Here is an 18,839-nt window from a genome sequence, read left to right as displayed (position 1 = left end):
CCCGGGAGCCCGGATGATGACACTTTCCCCTGCCAGGGACAGCGACCGCCCTCGCCTGCTGGTGGTGCGCAATGACAAGCTCGGCGACTTCATGCTGGCCTGGCCGGCGCTGGCCTGCCTCAAGGCGGCCGACCCGGCCCCCCATGTGAGCGTGCTGGTGCCGGCCTATACCGCGCCGCTGGCCAGGCAATGCCCGTGGATCGACGAGGTGCTGCTCGACCCGGGCGAGGCGGCCGGCCGCGAGGGACGGCACGCCTTGCTGACCAACCTGCGCGCGGGCCGCTTCGACGCGCTGCTGACCCTCTTCTCCACCCCGCGCATCGGCTGGCTGGGATGGCGGGCCGGCATACCGCTGCGCCTGGCGCCGGCCACCAAGTGGGCCCAGGTATTCTACAACCGCCGGGTGACCCAGCGCAGGTCGCGCTCCGAGAAACCCGAATACCGCTACAACCTGGAGCTGGCCGAGGCCCTGCTGGACGAGCTCGCCCTCACGCCGCCGGCTCCCCCCGAGCCGCCCTACTGGCCGCTGCCGGCAGGCACCCGTGACGCCCAGCGGGCGCGCCTGATCGACGAGCTCGGCCTGGAGGCCTCGACGCCCTGGGTCTTCCTGCACCCGGGCAGCGGCGGCTCGGCGGTCAACCTCTCCCTCGACCAGTACGCGCGCCTGGTGGGCGCCGTCGAGTCACACCTGGCCGCCGGTACCCGGCCGAGCTGGGTGCTGACCGCGGGGCCGGGGGAGGAAGCGGCGGCCGACCGGCTCCGCGACCGGCTGGCCGAGGCGTCGCTCACCGCCTACCGGATGCCGGCCCGTGGCGGCATCGACGACTTCGCCCTGAGCCTCTCGGCCGCCGACCTGTTCATCGCCGGCTCCACCGGCCCGCTGCACATCGCCGGCGCCCTGGACCGGCCGACGGCGGGCTTCTATCCCTCACGCCGCTCCGCCACCCCTCTGCGCTGGCAGACCTGCAATGCGCCGGCCCATCGCCTCGCCTTCTGCCCCCCGGAGGGCGCGGGCGAGCGCGACATGTCGAGCATCGATCTGGACGCCGCGGCGAGCCTGATCGCCGAGCGCCTGCCGCCCCTCCCGACCCGCGAGACGACGCCATGACGCCCATCACCGGAATCATCATCACCCTCGACGAGGCGGAGAACATCGCCGACTGCATCGCCTCGCTGCGGCCGGTCTGCGACGAGGTCATCGTCGTGGACTCGGGCAGCCGGGACGATACCGTGGCCATCGCCGAATCCCTGGGCGCCACCGTCATCCACCAGCCCTATCTCGGTGACGGGCCCCAGAAGGCCTTCGCCGTCCCCCGGGCACGCCACGACTGGATCCTGGCCCTGGACGCCGACGAGCGGCTCGACGAGGACGCGGTCGCCGCGATCCGCTCCCTCGCCCTGGACGACCCCGACAAGGCGTATCGCTTCAACCGCCGGAACTTTGCCGGGCACCACTGGATCAAGGCGGCCGGCTTCTACCCCGACCCGGTCACGCGGCTCTACAACCGGACCACGTCCGGCTACCTGCCGAAGAAGGCCCACTCCTCCGTGCAGGCCCCCGCCACCGTGGACACGGGCAGCCACATCCGGCACTTCACCTACCGGGACCTGTCCCACTGGATCACCCGCATCGACCAGCTCTCGAGCCGTGATGCCTGGGCCATGAAGGAGCGGGGTAAGGGCCCCTCGCCCTGGCGCCCCACCCTGCATGCCGCCAGCGCCATGATCAGGAAGCTGATCCTCAAGGGCGGCCTGTTACAGGGCACGGATGGCATGACGGTGGCCATCACGACGGCATTCCATGCCTACATGAAGTATGCGAAGTTGAACGAACTCCACGAGAACGAACGGGCCAACGCCTCCTCGGACCATGCCTGACGCGGCAGTGCGACTTCGTCATCCCCGCTGGTGGGCCCTGCTCGTCATCGGGCTGTGGCTGGGCTATGCCCTGGCCATGGTGACCCGACTGCCCACCTGGGCCCTGCCCCTTGTCACCGTCGGCTGGCTGGTCCTCGCACGCTGGCAGCGCTGGGGGGCGCCCGCTCGCCCCCGGCCGGTGGCACGGGTCTGGCCATGGTCGCTCGTTCCCCTGGTCCTGTGGGGCCTGTATGTCTACCTGGTCGCCAGCTTCGGGGAGGTCGACCTCGGGGCGGTGTTCTTCCATCTTCAGGCCGGCATCTCGGAACACGGGGGCGGCGAGCGGATCATCTCCGCCCTTCTCCATACCCTGGCCATGCTCCTGCTGCTCGTCGCCTTCACCTGGCTGGTGCGGGTCGACCATCGCTGGCGACCCGCGGAGCGCCTGCTGGCCATGGTGCTGCTGGCCGGCAACCCCATGCTCTATGGCCTCGGGCAGCGGGGTGCCGCCATCGTCACCGATGACGGGGCCTGGCTGGACCGTCAGTACGTGGCGCCGGTCATCCTCGATGCCCCCGCCTCGCCGCCCAACCTGCTGCTGCTCTATCTCGAGAGCCTCGAGCACACCTACGCCGACCGGGAGCGCTTCGGCGATGCCTATGCGCCCCTGGCGACCCTGGGCGAGCAGGCCATGGTCTTCGAGGGGGTACGCCAGCTCGACAACACCGGCTGGACCATGGCCGGCATGATCGCCAGCCAGTGCGGCACGCCGCTGATGCCGGCGGGCCTGCTTCACGACAGCCAGTTCGAGCCGCTCGGTAAGGTCGTGCCGGGCGTTGACTGCCTGGGGGACCTGCTCGCCGAACGGGGCTACGCCCTCTCCTTCATGGGCGGGGCCAGCACCAGCTTCGCCGGCAAGGGCGTGTTCTACCGCGATCATGGCTTCGACCGGGTGATGGGGCGGGAGGAGCTGGAGCCGCGCCTCGAGGAGCCCGACTACGTCAACAGCTGGGGCCTGTACGACGATACCCTCTATGACCTCACGGTCGAGGAGATTCGCCGGCTGGAGCGGCAAGGCGGGCCCTGGGGGCTGGTCAACCTCAGCATCTCCGGCCATGCCCCCCACGGCTATCCGGCGCGCGCCTGCCGGGAGCGCCAGGGCGAGTACGACGGCACCGATATCCTCTACTCGGTCGAGTGCTCCGCCTGGCTGGTCCGCCGCCTGGTGGAGCGACTCCGGGACGAGGGGCTCCTGGACAACACCCTGGTGGTGGTCGCCAGCGACCACCTCACCATGCGCGTCTCCGCCTGGGAGAGCCTGGTCGCCGAACGGCGGGAGAACACCTTCATGCTGCTGGGCGAGGAGATCGAGCCGCGCCGGGTCAGGGTAGAGGCCTCGACCATGGATGTGCTTCCCACCATGCTCGAGGCCATGGGGTTCGTCATCGACTGGCACCGGGCCGGGCTCGGCGTGTCGCTGCTCTCGGGCGAGCCGACGCTGGTCGAAGCGCACGGGCTGGAGACCCTGAACACCCGCCTGAGGGAGGAGACGGCCCTCCAGGAGCGCCTGTGGAAGGGACTGGAGCCCCCGCAGCCCCCGGAGGGCCTGGCTGCAGGCGAGTCGGTCGTCGAGCAGATCCTCGAGTCTCCCGGGGAGATGCCCGTCGAGACCCTCGATGAGCTGCCCTAGGCCGTCGTCGCCAGCACCGCCTGAAGGACCCGCTCGGGCGCGAGCTGTTTCAGGCAGTTGGTGTGGCCGAGCGGGCAGGTGCGCTGGAAGCAGGGCGAGCAGTCCAGGGCAAGATAGTGGATCTCGGCCAGGTTCGTCAGGGGCGGCGTGTAGGCCGGTGACGACGAGCCGTAGAGGGCCTGTATCCGGGTCCCCACCGCCGCGGCCACGTGCATCAACCCGGAGTCATTGGTCACTACCTGCCGGCAGTCGCCCAGCAGGTCGACGGCGTCCGCCAGCCGGGTCCTGCCGCACAGGTTGTGGGCATGGGGCAACCCCTCGACGATCACCTCGCCGGCGTCGACGTCCTTGGGCCCGCCCAGCACCCGGACCTCGAACCCCTCGCCCACCAGGGCCCTGGCCAGCTCGTGGAAATACACGAGGGGCCACTGCTTGGCGGGGCCGTACTCGGCCCCCGGCATCATGCCGATGGCCGGGCGGGACGACAGCCCCAGCGCGATCCGCTGCTCGATGAGGTTGTCGATATCCAGGCGCAGGGCGGGACGGGGAAGGGCGAAGTCGCCGGCGTCGGCCTCCTCCCGGGGCAGGCCCAGCGCGACGAAGCGCTTGACGGTCTGGTCCAGCGTCGCCTTGTCGAGGACGCGGCGATCGTTGAGCAGCCCGTAGCGCTGCTCGCCGGTGAAGCCGGTCCGCCGGGGGATGCGCGCCAGGAAGGGCACCAGGGCCGATTTCCAGGAACGCGGCAGCACGATGGCTCGGTCGAAGCGCCCCCGCAGGGAGCGGGCCAGCTGCCGCCGGCTGGCCAGGCCGAACTGGCCGTGACCCACCTCGAGCCCCGCCACCTCGTCGACCTCCTCCATGCGCTCGAGGATCGGCCGGGACCAGGTCGGCGCCACGACGCCGATGCGGCAGCCCGGCCGGCGTGCCTTGAGCGTTTTGAACAGGCTCTGGGCCATGACCATGTCGCCGACCCAGGAGGGGCCCACCACCAGGATGCGCTCCCCTTCCCCGACGGCCTGCCGTCCGGCTTCAGCCATTCAGCCACTCCAGGTAGGCGCTCACCCCCTCTGCCACGGTGCGGAACTCGCGATCGTAGCCGGCCTCGCGCAGGCGGGAGATGTCGGCGCGCGTATAGCTCTGGTAGCGCCCCTTGAGCTCGTCGGGAAAGTCGATGTACTCGATCTCGCCGCGACCGTAGTGGTCGATGACCGCCTCGCCGATGGCCTTGAAGGGCTCGGCCCGGCCGGTGCCCAGGTTGAAGATGCCGGAGGCCTCGGGGTGGTCGAGGAACCACAGGTTCACGTCCACCACGTCCCCCACGTAGACGAAGTCGCGGCTCTGCATGCCGGCCTCGTAGCCATCCCAGGCGCCGAACAGGCGGAGGTTGTGGCCGTCACGGATCTGGGTGTGGTTGTGGTAGGCGACGCTGGCCATCTTGCCCTTGTGCTGCTCCCGCGGGCCGTAGACGTTGAAGTAGCGGAACCCCACTACCTGGCTGTCGAACTGGTCGTGGCGGGCCCGCACGTACTGGTCGAACAGCAGCTTGGAGTAGCCGTAGACGTTGAGGGGCTTCTCGTGTTCCGGGGCCTCGTAGAACACCTCGCTGCCGCCGTAGGTAGCCGCCGAGGAGGCATAGATGAAGGGAATGCCCTCGCGCTGGCAGAAGTGCAGCAGCACCTTGGAGTACTCGAAGTTGTTCTCCAGCATGAAGCGACCGTCCCACTCGGTGGTGTCCGAGCAGGCCCCCTCGTGGAAGATCGCCTCGATGGGGGGCAGGTCCGACGCCTCACCGGCCATCGCCGCCTTCACCCGGGCCAGGAAGTCATCCTTGTCCAGGTAGTCGCCCAGCGTGCAGTCGGCGAGATTGACGAACTTGGTGCCGTCGCTGAGGTCATCGACCACCAGGACATCTTCGCGGCCACGGGCATTGAGCGCCTTGACCAGATTCGAGCCGATGAAGCCGGCCCCGCCTGTTACTACGATCATGGGAATCCTCTCGTCTCCGGGCCTGCGCCTATAACCGATGTGCCTGTGATTGTATACTTGACGGCTCGTGAATTCATGGCCAACGGTGCTTCCAATGACACAGTCGACGCCAGACGTGACAACCTTCCAGGGCCTGATCCTCGCCCTGCAGCAGTACTGGGCCGAACAGGGCTGCGTGATCCTCCAGCCCCTGGACATGGAGGTCGGTGCCGGCACCTTCCATACCGCTACCTTCCTGCGCTCCATCGGGCCCGAGACCTGGAACGCTGCCTACGTGCAGCCCTCCCGCCGCCCCACCGATGGCCGCTACGGCGAGAACCCCAACCGCCTGCAGCACTACTACCAGTTCCAGGTGGTGATGAAGCCCTCCCCCGCCGAGCTTCAGGAGCTCTACCTGGGATCCCTGAAGCGCCTGGGGCTCGACCCGCTGGTCCATGATATCCGTTTCGTCGAGGACAACTGGGAGTCCCCGACCCTGGGCGCCTGGGGGCTCGGCTGGGAGGTCTGGCTCAACGGCATGGAGGTGACCCAGTTCACCTACTTCCAGCAGGCCGGCGGCCTGGAGTGCTACCCGGTCACCGGCGAGCTGACCTACGGCCTCGAGCGCATCGCCATGTACCTGCAGGACGTAGACAGCGTCTATGACCTGGTATGGACGGTGGCACCGGACGGGTCGAAGGTGACCTATGGCGACGTCTACCTGCAGAACGAGCGCGAACAGTCGGCCTACAACTTCGAGCATGCCGACGTCGACTTCCTCTTCGCCTCCTTCGATCACCAGGAGCGCGAGTGTACCAAGCTGCTGGATGCCAGCCTGCCGCTGCCCGCCTACGAGCAGGTCCTCAAGGCGTCCCACACCTTCAACCTGCTGGATGCCCGTCACGCCATCTCGGTCACCGAACGCCAGCGCTATATCCTGCGCGTGCGCACCATGGCCCGTGACGTGGCCCAGGCCTACTACCAATCGCGCAAGGCCGCCGGCTTCCCGCTGGCTCCCGAGGCCCTGCGCCGTGAACTACTGGCCGACGAGCCGCTTGCCGAACAGGGAGATGTCTGATGGCTGCCAATACCCTACTGGTCGAACTGGGTGTCGAGGAACTGCCGCCGGGCGCCATCGATGAGCTGTCCGACGCGCTGGCCGAGGGCATCCGCCGTGGCCTGACCGAGGCCGACATCGACGCCGGGGAGGTGCTCGCCTACGCCACCCCCCGTCGCCTGGCCGTGCAGATCCGGGAACTGGCCGACAAGCAGCCCGACCGCGAGGTCGAGCGCCGTGGCCCGGCCCTGGCCGCCGCCTTCAAGGACGGCCAGCCGACCCGGGCCGCAGAGGGCTTCGCGCGCTCCTGCGGTGTCGCCGTCGACCAGCTGATCCACCTGGAGACCGACAAGGGCACCTGGCTGGGCTATCGCGAGCAGCAGCAGGGAGAGGCCACAACCACCCTGCTGCCCGGCATCGTCGAGCAGGCCATCGGCGCCCTGCCGGTGCCCAAGAACATGCGCTGGGGGGCCTCGCGCGTCGAGTTCTCCCGCCCCGTCCACTGGCTGGTGATGCTCTACGGGAACCAGGTGGTCGAGGCCGGCGCCCTGGGCCTTGAGGCCGGTCGCACCACCCGCGGCCATCGTTTCCATGCGCCCGAGCCCATCGAGCTGGCCCATGCCGAGGATTACCTCGCGGCCCTGGAGGGCGCCTGGGTGCTGGCCGACCGTGACAAGCGCCGCGAGCGGATCCGCGAGCAGGTGCTGGCCGAGGCCGAGGTCCAGGAGGCCAATGCGGTGATCGACGAGGACCTGCTCGTCGAGGTCAGCGGCCTGGTGGAGTGGCCGGTGGCCCTGACAGGCAGCTTCGACGAGCGCTTCCTCGAGGTGCCCCCCGAGTGCCTGATCTCGTCGATGAAGGCCAACCAGAAGTACTTCCACCTGCTGGATGAGGAGGGCCGACTCAAGCCCCTGTTCATCACCATCTCCAACATCGACAGCGCCGATCCCGAGCAGGTGATCCAGGGCAACGAGCGGGTGATCCGCCCTCGCCTGGCCGACGCCGCCTTCTTCTACGACACCGACCGCAGGCGGTCCCTGGGCGACCGTGCCCCGGAGCTGGCCGGCGTGGTGTTCCAGAAGCAGCTGGGCAGCCTGGCCGACAAGGCGCACCGCAACGCCGCCGTGGCCGCCTTCATTGCCGGCAGGATCGATGGCGACGTGCACGACGCCCGGCGGGCCGCGGAGCTCGCCAAGTGCGACCTGGTCACCGAGATGGTGCTCGAGTTCCCCGAGCTCCAGGGCATCATGGGGCGCTACTATGCCGCCAACGACGGTGAGCCCGGCGAGGTGGCCCAGGCCCTCGAGGAACAGTACCTCCCCCGCTTCGCCACCGATGCGATCCCGCAGAGCCGGACCGGCCTGGCGCTGGCCCTCGCCGACCGCCTCGACACCCTGGCCGGCATCTTCGGCATCGGCCAGCGCCCCAGCGGCACCAAGGATCCCTTCGCCCTGCGCCGTGCGGCCATCGGCGTGATCAACATCCTGGTCAAGGGGGAGCTGGACCTCGACCTCCGTGAGCTGCTGGAGCTTGCCGCCGCCCAGCATCAGGAGCTTCCCTATGCCGAGGGGCTGGTCGATGAGGTCCTGACCTACATGCTCGATCGCTTCCGCGCCTGGGCACGTGACGAGGGGATCGGCACCGAGGTCTACCTCGCCGTGCGCGCCCGGCCGGTGACCGAGCCGCTCGACTTCGCCCGCCGGCTGCGTGCCGTACAGGGGTTCGCTCGCCGGGAAGAAGCCGCTGCCCTGGCCGCCGCCAACAAGCGTGTCTCCAACATCCTCGCCAAGCAGGCGCACGACGTCGACATCCGGGTGGATGCGGACCGGTTGCAGGAGCCCGCCGAGAAGGCGCTCTACGAGGCAATAGAAGCGTGCCGTGACCGGGTGATGCCGCTGTTCGCCGAGGCGCGCTACAGCCAGGCCCTGGATGCCCTGGCGACCCTTCGCGAGCCGGTGGACCACTTCTTCGACCAGGTGATGGTCATGGCCGAGGATCCGGCCGTGCGTCGCAACCGGCTGGCGCTGCTGGCTGGTCTGCAGGCTCTTTTCCTCGAGGTGGCGGACATCGCCCTGCTACAGCAGTAGTAGCGAGACCTTCGCCCTCGAAGAGACGTGAACGAGGCCGACGAGCGATCGTCGGCCTTTTTCATGCCCGTTTCATGTCCGGGATGTTTCACGTGGAACATCCCGGGCGTCGCGCTCGATGTCAGGCCACGTTCATATCCCACAGTCCACGCTGGGATCACCGCCCCCTTGGCAGGCGATGTTCCACGTGAAACACTCCTGCCAGCCCTCCCCTTCTGCTGACCAACGGGTCCGACCGATGCCGCAACCCTCAAAGCTCGTCATTCTCGACCGTGACGGGGTCATCAACCATGACTCCGATGCGTACGTGAAGTCCCTGGACGAATGGGTGCCCTACCCGGGCGCCATCGAGGCCATCGCCAGGCTGAGCCGCGCGGGATGGACCGTGGCCGTCGCCACCAACCAGTCCGGCATCGCCCGCGGCTACTACAGTGAGGCGGTGCTGGACGCCATGCATCGCCGACTCCGCCACCTGGTGCAACAGGCCGGCGGCGAGATCGCCCATATCGCCTACTGCCCCCACGGTCCGAATGACGGCTGTGACTGCCGCAAGCCGCTGACGGGGCTTCTAGAGCAGATCCGGCAGGCCCTGGGCCTGGAGACCCTGGCCGGCAGCTGGATGGTCGGCGACAGCCTGCGGGACCTTCAGGCCGGCCAACCCATGGGATGCCATCCGGTTCTGGTCAGGACCGGCAAGGGGCATCGCACGGAGGAAAAGGGAGAGGGCCTGGACCAGGCCAGGGTCTTCGATGACCTGGCCACCTTCGTGGACTGGCTGCTGTCCACGGAGCAAGTCCCTGGTCGGTGATGGATGCAGGAGGCGGCTGGACGCATCCCCCAAACGCGACGAGGCCGGCTTTCAAGTAGCCGGCCTCGTCGTTTGCTGTCGGTGTTCCACGTGGAACATCCGGGCGATGTCAGATGTCCAGGTTCGCCACAAGGGCGTTGCGCTCGATGAAGTCACGCCGCGGCTCCACCTCGTCGCCCATCAGCGTATTGAACATCATGTCGGCCGCCACCGCATCCTCGATGGTGACCCTCAGCATGCGGCGCGTCTCGGGATCCATGGTGGTCTCCCAGAGCTGATCCGGGTTCATCTCGCCCAGCCCCTTGTAGCGCTGGATGGAGAGGCCGCGCTGGGCCTCCGCCATCAGCCATGCCAGGGCATCATAGAAGCTAGCCACGGTCCGCTTTCGCTCGCCACGGGCCACGTAGCCCCCCTCCTCCAGCAGGCCATCCAGGGTTTCCCCCAGACTTGCCATGGCCCGGTAATCGGCACTGGTGAAGAACTCGACACCCCAGACATAGTCGGTGGTGACGCCATGGGCGGTAAGCGACACCGCCGGCAGGAAGAAGCCACGCTCGCCATCCTGCTCGAGGCGGAAGGTGTAGCGCGGCCCGCCCTCGTAGGAGACCAGGGCATCCATCTCCTTCTGTAGGTAGTCGATCCAGTTCTGCATGGTGACCCGATCGCTCAGGCTCTGCTCGCCATCGAGATGGGCGGCATGAACGATCTTGCGCAACACCACATCGGGATAGACCCGTGACAGGCGGTCGATGCGCTTCATCACGTCGCGATACTGGTTGACGAGATCCTCGAGCTGGGCCCCGGCGATGCCGGGGGCATCGGCATTGACATGCAGCCGAGCCCCGTCGAGCGCCGTCGTCGTCAGATAGTCGATCATCGCCTGCTCGTCCTTCAGGTAGAGCTCCTGCTTGCCGCGCTTGATCTTGTAGAGCGGCGGCTGGGCGATGAAGACGTTCCCCCGCTCGATGAGCTGGGACATCTGGCGGAAGAAGAAGGTCAACAGCAGCGTGCGAATGTGCGACCCGTCCACGTCCGCATCGGTCATGATGATGATCGAGTGATAGCGCAGCTTGTCGGGGTTGAACTCCTCCCGACCGATGCCGCAGCCCAGGGCCGTGATCAGGGTGCCGACCTCGGCGGACGACAGCATCTTGTCGAAGCGCGCCTTCTCCACGTTGAGGATCTTGCCCTTCAGCGGCAGGATGGCCTGGGTACGACGGTCTCGCCCCTGCTTGGCGCTGCCGCCGGCCGAGTCACCCTCGACCAGGAACAGCTCGGAGAGGCTCGGATCCTTCTCCTGACAGTCGGCGAGCTTGCCCGGAAGGCCGGCGATGTCGAGGGCCCCCTTCCGGCGAGTCATGTCACGCGCCTTGCGTGCGGCCTCGCGGGCCCGAGCCGCGTCAAGCATCTTGTTGACGATGGCCTTGGCCTCATTGGGCTTCTCGATCAGGTACTCCGAGAACAGGCGCCCCATCTCCTGCTCCACCGCCGTCTTGACCTCAGAGGAGACCAGCTTGTCCTTGGTCTGGGCCGAGAACTTGGGGTCCGGCACCTTGACCGAGATGATCGCGGTCAGCCCCTCGCGGGCATCGTCGCCGGAGGTGTTGACCTTGGCCTTCTTGAGCAGGCCCTCGGCCTCGATGTAGTGGTTCAGCGAGCGGGTGAGCGCGGCGCGGAAGCCCGCCAGGTGGGTGCCACCATCCCGCTGCGGGATGTTGTTGGTGTAGCAGAAGATGTTCTCGGCGAAGGTATCGTTCCACTGCATCGCCACTTCCACGCCGACGCCATCCTCACGCTCGGCATTGAAGTGGAACACCGGGTTGAGCACCGTCTTGTTGGTGTTCAGGTGGTTCACGAAGGCCTTGAGGCCGCCCTCGTAGTGGAACAGTTCCTCCTTGCCGCTGCGCTCATCCATCAGGCGGATAGCCACGCCGGAATTGAGAAAGGAAAGCTCTCTCAATCGCTTGGCGAGAATATCGTAGTGGAATTCGATGTTGTGGAAGGTCTCGGAGGAAGGCCGGAAGTGAACGCGGGTACCACTCTGCTCCGTCTTGCCGACCACCGCGAGCGGGGAATCCGGCACGCCATGATGGTAGAGCTGCTCGAACACCTGGCCGGCTCTCCAGATGGTCAGCTTGAGCTCCTCGGACAGCGCGTTGACCACCGAGACCCCCACACCGTGCAGGCCACCGGACACCTTGTAGGAGTTGTCATCGAACTTGCCGCCGGCGTGGAGCACCGTCATGATCACCTCGGCCGCCGATACCCCCTCTCCTTCATGAATATCGGTGGGCACGCCCCGGCCATTGTCGGTGACGGTGATCGACTCATCGGGGTGAATAATCACCCGGATCTCGCTGCAGTGTCCGGCCAGGGCTTCATCGATGGAGTTGTCCACCAGCTCGAACACCATGTGGTGCAGGCCTGTTCCGTCATCGGTATCGCCGATGTACATCCCCGGCCGCTTGCGTACGGCATCCAGGCCCTTGAGGACCTTGATGCTCGATGAGTCGTAAGCCTGTTCGCTCATTGACTACTCCGTCATGAAGTCTGTCTGTCCATTGGCAGCACCTGCCCCTGGCCTGATTCGGAATGTTCCACGTGAAACATCGCCACCCGGGTGTCCGCCTGCCAGAGGCCCGCCAGGGCATCGGGGTCGACGCTGGTGATGAATACCTGGCATTGCATGCGTTCCAGCCACCTGCAGAACACACGCCGATGCTCGCTGTCCAGCTCGGCAGGCAGGTCATCGATCAGGTAGATGCAGGCCCGGCCGGTCAGCTGTTCGAGAAGGCGCCCCTGCGCCAGCTTCAGGGCGCTCACTACCAGCTTCTGCTGGCCGCGGGAGAGCACCTCCACCGCCGGCCGCTTGCCGAGACGGATACCCAGCTCGGCGCGCTGGGGTCCCTGCTGGGTAAAGCCCATCTGGTGGTCGGTGTCGCGCGCCTGGCGAAGGACCTCGCCCAGCTCGCGCTTGCGGTCCCAGCCTCGCGAGTAGCGCAGGGCCAACCCGGGAAGCGAGATCAATTCCCCCAGGGTGTCCTCGAACACGGGCAGGAAGCTGTCGATCCATTCCCGCCGCATGCCGTCCAGGTGCCCTCCCCAGAGCACCAGCTCCTGTTCCCAGGCATCCAGAGAAGCATCTGATATTCTACCATGCCTGAGAAGCGCATTCCGATGTTTCAGCGCGCGCCGGAAGCGTCGCCAGGCATCGAGGAAATCGTGTTTCACGTGAAACACGCCCCAGTCCATGAACTCGCGACGGCCGGCCGGCGGCCCCTCCAGCAGGCGGAAGGCGTCGGGGTTGATCAGCTGCAGGGGGAGGCATTGCACCAGACGCGAGACACGATCGAGGCGCTCCCCGGACAGGCGCATCTCCAGCTCACCGCCCTCGCGATGACGACGCACGCCGATGGTCACGGGCGGCTCGCCGACGAGCCGAGCGTGCAGCGTCATGGCGTCGGCGTCGTGGGCGATGGCATGACGCAGCTGGCGCGCGCGAAAGGAGCGCCCCATCCCGAGGACGTGAATGCCCTCGAGCAGGCTGGTCTTGCCACTGCCATTGGCACCGGTCAGGAGATTGATACGCGGCCCCGGCGCGAGCTCAACGGCCTGCAGGTTGCGCAGGCCGTGGAAGGTGAGGCGATCGAGAGACATCAGGAAGGTTCTACAGCGTCACGGCGGCACCTCTCGGGTGCCGCCAGACGGTGTCTCAGAGGCGCATGGGCATGACGACGTACATGGCGTCGCCACCACCGGGTTCTTCCATCAGCGCGCTGCTGTTGGGATCGGCCAGGGTCATCTGCACCCGATCCTCGTCAAGGACGCTGAGCACATCCACGAGGTAACCGACGTTGAAGCCGATCTCCATGGCCGGTCCACTGTATTCGATGGCCACGTTCTCCTCGGCCTCCTCCTGCTCGGGGTTGTTGGCCATCACCCGCAGGTTGCCCTCCTCGAGGTTCAGGCGCACGCCACGGTACTTCTCGTTGGAGAGGATGGCCGTCCGCGACAGTACCTGGCGGAGCTCCGCACGGTCGGCAATGAAGACCTTGTCGCCCCCGCGCGGCACGACCCGCTCGTAGTCGGGGAACTTGCCGTCCACCAGCTTGGAGGTGAAGGTGAAGTCACCGGTGTGGGCACGGACGTGGGTGGCGCCGAGGGTCAGGCTCACGGGCTCGTCACCGTCGTCGAGCAGGCGGACAAGCTCCATGACCCCCTTGCGAGGCACGATCAGCTTCTGGGAGGGCTCCACCTGGATGTCGGCGGAGCGTGAGCAGACGGCCAGGCGGTGGCCGTCGGTGGCCACCGTGCGCACCAGGTTGGTCCCCATCTCCAGCAGCATGCCGTTGAGGTAGTAGCGCACGTCCTGCTGGGCCATGGCGAAGGAGGTCGCGTCGATCAGGTGCTTGAGCGTGCCCCGGGGCAGGCTGAGCTCCACGTTGCCCTGGTCATCCTCGATGTTAGGGAATTCCGCCACCGGCAGGGTCGAAAGGGTGAAGCGTGACCGACCACTACGGAGAACGGCCCTCCCCTCTTCGAGGGACAGCTGGATCTCCGACTGGTCCGGCAGGGACTTGCAGATATCCATCAGCTTGCGAGCGGGCACCGTGGCGGACCCCGGCTCCTCCACCAGGCTGGCCGCGGTGCGCCCGATCAGCTCGACCTCGAGATCGGTGCCGGTGAGCGATACCTGATCCTGATCGACCTGGATCAGCACGTTGGAGAGTACCGGCAAGGTCTGGCGACGCTCCACCACGCCGGCAACCAGCGTCAGCGGGCGCAGCAGCGCTTCTCGGGAGATGGAAAATTTCATGTCGACTCCACTACTTGTCCTGGAGGGATTGAGGCCGGCGTCCCGACCGCTGGTGTTCCGTTCAGCTGGTCAACAGCCTCAGCAGATTCTTGTAGTCCTCGCGGATATCCGCGCTCTCCTCCTGCAGCGACTTCACCTTGCGGCAGGCATGCAGCACCGTGGTGTGATCGCGGCCGCCGAAGGCGTCCCCGATCTCCGGCAGGCTGTGATTGGTCAGTTCCTTGGCCAGCGCCATGGCCACCTGGCGGGGGCGGGCCACCGACCGCGAGCGGCGCTTGGAGAGCAGGTCGGACAGCTTGATCTTGTAATACTCGGCCACGGTGCGCTGGATATTGTCCACCCCGACCTGCTTGTCCTGCAGCGCCAGCAGGTCCTTGAGCGACTCGCGGATGAAGTCCTGGGTGATCGTTTTGCCCATGAAGTGGGAATCGGCGATCACCTTCTTCAGCGCCCCCTCCAGCTCGCGCACGTTGGAGCGGATCTTCTGGGCGATGAAGAAGGCGGCATCATGAGGCAGGTCCACCTTGGCCTGGTCGGCCTTCTTCATCAGGATGGCCACCCGGGTCTCCAGCTCCGGCGGCTCGATGGCCACCGTCAACCCCCAGCCGAAACGGGACTTCAATCGCTCCTCTACCCCACTGATTTCCTTGGGATATCGGTCGGACGTCAGGATCATCTGCTGGCCGCCTTCGAGCAGCGCATTGAAGGTGTGGAAGAACTCCTCCTGGGAGCGCTCCTTGCCGGCAAAGAACTGGATGTCGTCGATCAGCAGGGCATCGACGCTGCGATAGAAGCGCTTGAAATCGTTGATCGCGTTGAGCTGCAGCGCCTTGACCATGTCGGCCACGAAGCGCTCCGAGTGAAGGTAGACGACGCGGGCATTCTCGCGACGGGTCGCCAGGGCGTTGCCTACGGCATGCATCAGGTGGGTCTTACCCAGGCCGACGCCGCCATAGAGAAACAGCGGGTTGTATGCCCCGCCTGGGTTCTCGGAGACCTGGCGGGAGGCGGCGCGCGCCAGCTGGTTGGACTTGCCCTCGACGAAGGTCTCGAAGGTGAAGTTGGGATTGAGGCCGCTGTTGTGCTTGAGGCTGCCCTCCACCTGCACCTGGCGCTCGCCACGGCGCTGGTCGGCCCCCTCCTCCCGCAGCTGGTCGATCTCGCGCTCGTCCCCGACGTCGCCCCTGGGCGGCACTTGGACGGCCGGTGCCGCTGGCGCCCGCTTGGTGGCCGAGACAGGGTTGCCCAGCTCACGGGGCTGCGGATTCGGCGCTGCGGCGCGTCGACTGCCCACCGTCAGCACCACCTTGGGCGGCTTGGCCGGCGAGAGCTCGCGCATCAGTTCACTGATCCGCTTGGCGTACTTGTCACTGACCCAGTCGCGCACGAAGCGGTTCGGCGCCAGCAGGCGCAACTGGTTGGATTCCCCTTCCTCCGCCTGCAGCGGACGGATCCAGGTATTGAACTGCTGTGAATTCAGTTCATCCTGCAGGGTATCCAGACATTGTTGCCATAGAGCCAGTGACACGCGACCTCACCTTTGCATTGAAAACGACCGCCTATTGTATCGTTCGGGCTCCGGGTTATCCACATGACCACCCCGCCGCCTCACCCTGTGGAAAACCTGTCCTGATCAGTCGTCGCTTGGTCATGACCCGAGAGGCATCGGCGTGGACCCGAAGCGGTGAGCCCGTCGGGCAACGGAAGGGACACCACCACGGGAACCCGGCCCTTTTCCGCATCGCCCCCACCTTTTCCACAGCAAGATTTAACCTTCAGAACATTGATAATAAACAATTAATAAGAGTTGCCCACAATCTTCATCCCCAATAGTGACCACAGGAAGGGAGCGACCGTGACGACCTCGAGGCATTGGCCTCCAGGATCACGCGCCTTGCCGGCGGCGCAAAGAGGGCCGGAGCGCACGTAAGAATTGCACCCCGGGGCGCAAATCACTACAATTTCCGGTCTTGAATCGAATACCCCGGGTCCGATTGCGGCATCCGGATGTCTACGAGTGATCAAGTCATTCAGAAAACCACGTGGGAATAGCCAGTTATGAAACGTACTTTTCAACCGAGCGTCCTCAAGCGCAAGCGCGTGCATGGTTTCCGTGCGCGCATGGCCACCAAGAACGGTCGTGCCGTGCTGGCCCGTCGCCGTGCCAAGGGCCGCAAGCGCCTGAGCGCCTGATAGCGGCCCTCGCGTGTCCAGTCAGGGCTATCCCCGGCAGCTGAGACTGCTGACTGCCGGGGACTATCGACGTGTCTTCGAAACGGCTGCATACAAGGTCCATGGCAAGGGGCTGATGGCTCTGGCCTCGCCCAATGCGCTCGGCCACCCGCGTCTCGGCCTGATCTTCAGCAAGAAGAATGTGCGCAGGGCCGTCGACCGCAATCGCCTCAAGCGCCTCGTGCGTGACTCCATCCGGCTCCGACAGCACCAGCTTCCCGCCGTGGATATCGTGGTACTGGCAAGACGGGGAGTCCATGAACTGGACAACGACACCGTGCATCGCCAGCTCCAGGGGATGTGGCGTCGCCTTGAGCGCGAGGTGGGCAAGTCCACCCGCGAGTCGGACATGCACGGCAAGCGGAGCGCAGCCGCGCACCGCGAATGATGACCGGCCCCCCTGAGCGCCAGCGTATCCCGGAGCCTGCATGAGCATGAGCACCGCCCATCTCGCCGCGACCCTTCACGCCGACGCGTCGGATGCCACCGGCCTGTGTGCGTTATCCAGCCTGCCAACGGCAGGCTTTCGTGTATCTCGGGCGTGCGACCTGCGTTGCGCCATCGGAATGTTCACTACCCATCGGGCAGACTCCTCATGGACGTAAAACGACTACTCCTGCTGATTCCCCTGGCGGTACTCGCCTACCTCTTGATGGTCCAGTGGAATCAGGACTACGGACAGGTATCCCCTGAGCCGCAAGCTCCCGCCGTGACCAGCAGCGCCCCGGACGGCAACCGCCAGGCCGCCTCCGGCGGCGATGACCTCTCGGTCCCCGCCACCGCCTCGTCGGCGGACGACATGACCGGCGGGATCCCCGGTGAGGCCGACGCCCCGACGGGCAGCCGAGACCTGGTGGCCGTGGTGACCGACGTGCTGGATGTGCGCATCGACCCTCAGGGCGGTGACATCGTCTATGCGGCGCTGCCGGATCATCGCTTCAGCCTCGATTCCGAACGCCCCTACGTGCTGCTCTCCGACAGCGAGACCCGCAGCTATGTGGCACGCTCGGGCCTCCAGCTCGAGGGCCACGAGGGTCGCATCACCTTTACCCCGGAGGCGACCGACTACCGGCTGGGCGAGAACGACGACCGGCTCGAGGTCGACATGACCGCCGAGGTCAACGGGGTGGAGGTGATCAAGCGCCTCACCTTCGAGCGGGACAGCTACGCGGTCGACGTGGAGTACTTCCTGGCCAACAACACCGAGGAGCCGGTCACGGCCCGCTTCATCGGCCAGCTGGCCCGGGACAACAGCAGCGACCCCTCGAGCGGGCCGAAGATGGGCATGCGCTCCTACCTGGGGGCCGCCTACTCCACCCCGGAGGACCGCTACCTGAAGGTGGACTTCGAGGAGATCCAGGAAGGCGCCTTCAACAACCGCGACGTCGAGGGCGGCTGGGTCGCCATGATCCAGCACTACTTCACCTCGGCCTGGGTGCCGGCCCAGAACCAGCAGAACCTCTTCTACGCCACCACCGATAGCCGGGGGCGCAACGTGGCCGCCTTCGCGGGCCCGACCAGCAACGTGGCCGGCAACGGCGAGGCGACCCTGGCCGCGACCCTCTACATGGGCCCCAAGGTCCAGGATCGACTGGAGGCCGTGGCACCCAACCTGGAGCTGACAGTGGACTTCGGCTGGCTGTGGTTCATCGCCAACCCGCTGTTCTGGCTGCTCGACCATATCCATGACCTGATCGGCAACTGGGGCTGGTCCATCGTCCTGCTGACCATGCTGGTGAAGGCGGCCCTGTGGCCCCTCTCCGCCAAGGCCTACAAGTCCATGGCCCGCATGCGCAAGCTGGGCCCGGAAATGCAGCGTCTCAAGGAGCAGTTCGGCGACGACCGCCAGAAGATGTCCCAGGAGATGATGAAGTTCTACCAGAAGGAGAAGATCAATCCTCTGGGAGGCTGCCTGCCGATCCTCGTGCAGATGCCGGTGTTCATCGCCCTGTACTGGATGCTGCTGGAGTCCGTCGAGCTGCGCCACGCGCCCTTCATGTTCTGGATCCAGGACCTGTCGGTGAAGGATCCGTACTTCATCCTGCCGATCCTGATGGGCGCCTCGATGTTCGTCCAGCAGATGCTCAACCCGACCCCTCCGGACCCCATGCAGGCGAAGATCATGAAGATGCTGCCGATCGTCTTCACCTTCTTCTTCCTGTGGTTCCCGGCGGGCCTGGTCATCTACTGGGTGGTCAACAACTGCATCTCCATCATTCAGCAGTACACCATCACCCGCAGGATCGAGGCCGATCCGAGTATCGGCAAGGGCATGAAGACCAAGTAGCCGGGTCCCTTCCCGAGCCTACAGACCCCCGCCCCGGCGG

Annotated in this window: 15 protein-coding genes; 9 read left to right on the top strand and 6 right to left on the bottom strand. The window is 66.5% G+C overall.

Features of this window, described 5'->3' with window-relative positions:
- Positions 1 to 13: 13 nt before the first annotated feature.
- The 3 genes from BOX17_RS08065 to BOX17_RS08055 are packed head-to-tail and all read left to right on the top strand — an operon-like array spanning position 14 to position 3,547.
- Positions 14 to 1,108, top strand: a complete 1,095-nt coding sequence (locus BOX17_RS08065) for a glycosyltransferase family 9 protein (RefSeq protein WP_244272273.1) — start codon at positions 14 to 16, stop codon at positions 1,106 to 1,108.
- Positions 1,105 to 1,878, top strand: coding sequence for a glycosyltransferase family 2 protein (locus BOX17_RS08060; protein WP_071943422.1), 774 nt, complete (start codon positions 1,105 to 1,107; stop codon positions 1,876 to 1,878). The genes BOX17_RS08065 and BOX17_RS08060 overlap by 4 nt, the downstream gene beginning before the upstream one ends.
- Positions 1,871 to 3,547 carry a sulfatase-like hydrolase/transferase gene (locus BOX17_RS08055; RefSeq protein ID WP_071943420.1) on the top strand — a complete coding sequence of 559 codons (1,677 nt, stop codon included), beginning with the start codon at positions 1,871 to 1,873 and terminating at the stop codon, positions 3,545 to 3,547. Before BOX17_RS08060 ends, BOX17_RS08055 begins: the two co-directional genes overlap by 8 nt.
- Here the strand turns inward: BOX17_RS08055 and waaF are convergent.
- Complete coding sequence (gene waaF, locus BOX17_RS08050; protein ID WP_071943418.1) at positions 3,544 to 4,584, bottom strand: lipopolysaccharide heptosyltransferase II; 1,041 nt, start codon at positions 4,582 to 4,584, stop codon at positions 3,544 to 3,546. The two genes, BOX17_RS08055 and waaF, sit on opposite strands and share 4 nt — an antisense overlap.
- Entirely contained in the window at positions 4,577 to 5,533 is a 957-nt protein-coding gene (gene rfaD / locus BOX17_RS08045; RefSeq protein ID WP_071943416.1) for an ADP-glyceromanno-heptose 6-epimerase, read from the bottom strand. Before rfaD ends, waaF begins: the two co-directional genes overlap by 8 nt.
- Before the next feature lie 94 nt (positions 5,534 to 5,627).
- On the opposite strand from rfaD, the gene glyQ reads away from it, so the two are divergent.
- The 3 genes from glyQ (at position 5,628) to gmhB (ending at position 9,464) form a co-directional block, all read left to right on the top strand.
- Positions 5,628 to 6,590: a glycine--tRNA ligase subunit alpha gene (gene glyQ / locus BOX17_RS08040; RefSeq protein ID WP_071943414.1), complete on the top strand. Its 963-nt coding sequence runs from the start codon at positions 5,628 to 5,630 to the stop codon at positions 6,588 to 6,590.
- The gene (glyS, locus tag BOX17_RS08035; protein ID WP_071943412.1) at positions 6,590 to 8,656 is read left to right on the top strand and encodes a glycine--tRNA ligase subunit beta; all 2,067 of its coding nucleotides are present in this window, start codon (positions 6,590 to 6,592) and stop codon (positions 8,654 to 8,656) included. The genes glyQ and glyS overlap by 1 nt, the downstream gene beginning before the upstream one ends.
- A 238-nt stretch (positions 8,657 to 8,894) precedes the next feature.
- Positions 8,895 to 9,464, top strand: coding sequence for a D-glycero-beta-D-manno-heptose 1,7-bisphosphate 7-phosphatase (gmhB, locus tag BOX17_RS08030; RefSeq protein ID WP_071943410.1), 570 nt, complete (start codon positions 8,895 to 8,897; stop codon positions 9,462 to 9,464).
- Between the two features lie 109 nt (positions 9,465 to 9,573).
- On the opposite strand, the gene gyrB is transcribed toward gmhB, so the two are convergent.
- From gyrB to dnaA, 4 genes are all read right to left on the bottom strand, one after another.
- Positions 9,574 to 11,994, bottom strand: coding sequence for a DNA topoisomerase (ATP-hydrolyzing) subunit B (gyrB, locus tag BOX17_RS08025; RefSeq protein ID WP_071943408.1), 2,421 nt, complete (start codon positions 11,992 to 11,994; stop codon positions 9,574 to 9,576).
- Between the two features lie 11 nt (positions 11,995 to 12,005).
- The gene (gene recF, locus BOX17_RS08020; RefSeq protein ID WP_071943406.1) at positions 12,006 to 13,121 is read right to left on the bottom strand and encodes a DNA replication/repair protein RecF; all 1,116 of its coding nucleotides are present in this window, start codon (positions 13,119 to 13,121) and stop codon (positions 12,006 to 12,008) included.
- A gap of 55 nt (positions 13,122 to 13,176) precedes the next feature.
- Complete coding sequence (gene dnaN, locus BOX17_RS08015; RefSeq protein ID WP_071943404.1) at positions 13,177 to 14,280, bottom strand: DNA polymerase III subunit beta; 1,104 nt, start codon at positions 14,278 to 14,280, stop codon at positions 13,177 to 13,179.
- A gap of 61 nt (positions 14,281 to 14,341) precedes the next feature.
- Positions 14,342 to 15,808: a chromosomal replication initiator protein DnaA gene (gene dnaA / locus BOX17_RS08010; protein ID WP_071943402.1), complete on the bottom strand. Its 1,467-nt coding sequence runs from the start codon at positions 15,806 to 15,808 to the stop codon at positions 14,342 to 14,344.
- A 530-nt stretch (positions 15,809 to 16,338) separates the two neighbouring features.
- Between dnaA and rpmH the strand changes: the two genes are divergently transcribed.
- From rpmH to yidC, 3 genes are all read left to right on the top strand, one after another.
- The gene (gene rpmH / locus BOX17_RS08005) at positions 16,339 to 16,473 is read left to right on the top strand and encodes a 50S ribosomal protein L34 (RefSeq protein ID WP_010626003.1); all 135 of its coding nucleotides are present in this window, start codon (positions 16,339 to 16,341) and stop codon (positions 16,471 to 16,473) included.
- 13 nt (positions 16,474 to 16,486) lie between these two features.
- Complete coding sequence (rnpA, locus tag BOX17_RS08000) at positions 16,487 to 16,900, top strand: ribonuclease P protein component (RefSeq protein WP_071943400.1); 414 nt, start codon at positions 16,487 to 16,489, stop codon at positions 16,898 to 16,900.
- Between the two features lie 207 nt (positions 16,901 to 17,107).
- Positions 17,108 to 18,799: a membrane protein insertase YidC gene (yidC, locus tag BOX17_RS07995; protein WP_071943398.1), complete on the top strand. Its 1,692-nt coding sequence runs from the start codon at positions 17,108 to 17,110 to the stop codon at positions 18,797 to 18,799.
- The last annotated feature ends 40 nt before the right edge of the window (positions 18,800 to 18,839 follow it).

The sequence above is a fragment of the Halomonas aestuarii genome, from assembly GCF_001886615.1.
GTDB classification, from domain to species: Bacteria; Pseudomonadota; Gammaproteobacteria; order Pseudomonadales; family Halomonadaceae; genus Halomonas; species Halomonas aestuarii.
The sequence above is the reverse complement of the archived record's forward strand: the minus strand, read 5'-3'. Positions and strand labels throughout refer to the sequence as shown.

Bases quoted from the DNA above. Each gene is read 5' to 3' on its own strand.
- recF (WP_071943406.1), bottom strand. From the start codon at position 13,121: ATGTCTCTCGATCGCCTCACCTTCCACGGCCTGCGCAACCTGCAGGCC.
- BOX17_RS08065 (WP_244272273.1), top strand. From the start codon at position 14: ATGATGACACTTTCCCCTGCCAGGGACAGCGACCGCCCTCGCCTGCTG.
- rfaD (WP_071943416.1), bottom strand. From the start codon at position 5,533: ATGATCGTAGTAACAGGCGGGGCCGGCTTCATCGGCTCGAATCTGGTC.
- BOX17_RS08055 (WP_071943420.1), top strand. From the start codon at position 1,871: ATGCCTGACGCGGCAGTGCGACTTCGTCATCCCCGCTGGTGGGCCCTG.
- rpmH (WP_010626003.1), top strand. From the start codon at position 16,339: ATGAAACGTACTTTTCAACCGAGCGTCCTCAAGCGCAAGCGCGTGCAT.
- glyS (WP_071943412.1), top strand. From the start codon at position 6,590: ATGGCTGCCAATACCCTACTGGTCGAACTGGGTGTCGAGGAACTGCCG.
- glyQ (WP_071943414.1), top strand. From the start codon at position 5,628: ATGACACAGTCGACGCCAGACGTGACAACCTTCCAGGGCCTGATCCTC.
- waaF (WP_071943418.1), bottom strand. From the start codon at position 4,584: ATGGCTGAAGCCGGACGGCAGGCCGTCGGGGAAGGGGAGCGCATCCTG.
- yidC (WP_071943398.1), top strand. From the start codon at position 17,108: ATGGACGTAAAACGACTACTCCTGCTGATTCCCCTGGCGGTACTCGCC.
- gyrB (WP_071943408.1), bottom strand. From the start codon at position 11,994: ATGAGCGAACAGGCTTACGACTCATCGAGCATCAAGGTCCTCAAGGGC.
- dnaN (WP_071943404.1), bottom strand. From the start codon at position 14,280: ATGAAATTTTCCATCTCCCGAGAAGCGCTGCTGCGCCCGCTGACGCTG.
- BOX17_RS08060 (WP_071943422.1), top strand. From the start codon at position 1,105: ATGACGCCCATCACCGGAATCATCATCACCCTCGACGAGGCGGAGAAC.
- gmhB (WP_071943410.1), top strand. From the start codon at position 8,895: ATGCCGCAACCCTCAAAGCTCGTCATTCTCGACCGTGACGGGGTCATC.